The 490-nt window shown below is 63.9% G+C and carries 1 protein-coding gene; it reads right to left on the bottom strand.

The window, feature by feature from the left end:
- Positions 1–148: 148 nt before the first annotated feature.
- A partial coding sequence (locus tag EO99_RS27945; protein WP_037113197.1) for a hypothetical protein occupies positions 149–490 on the bottom strand: 342 nt, incomplete at its 5' end.

Below are 490 nucleotides of genomic sequence, written 5' to 3'. Positions count from 1 at the left end.
AGTGCCCAGATCGCCGGCCGATTGCCGCCAAGTGCGACGGGCGTCAGCAGGACGACGGCGGCAACGACGCCGGCGCTCCAGTTGTTGAGCCGGTAGCGCAGGGTCGAGCTGGCAGTTCCCCTCATTCCTTCAGTCCCCGTTGCAGTTCTTACCGGACGACGCGCCGCACGTTGTTCAAAAAGGCTCTCTGTCTCTCGGGAGGCAGCCGTGAAACGACATCGATGATCCTCTCCCGGAAATCCTCGTCGGAGGCATAGCGCTCCGCCAGCGTGCGGGTGCCGCGGCGGCTGTTGGCAAGCATCGTCAGGTCTGCCTCGTGATAGGCAAGACTCTCCGCGTCCAGCTGGGCAAACATGTCTTCCGCCAGCCGCGCGCGGTTTTCCGCGATCCACTGTTCATTCGGCCCGGTTTCCCGCGACCGCCTGTAGCTGGACAGGAAGCGGTCGACGTTTCCAAGCCGTGCATGGGAGAGAGCGTTGACATACCAGGC

It is taken from the genome of Pseudorhizobium marinum (assembly GCF_000705355.1).
Lineage (GTDB): Bacteria > Pseudomonadota > Alphaproteobacteria > Rhizobiales > Rhizobiaceae > Neorhizobium > Neorhizobium pelagicum.
The sequence above is the reverse complement of the archived record's forward strand: the minus strand, read 5'-3'. Positions and strand labels throughout refer to the sequence as shown.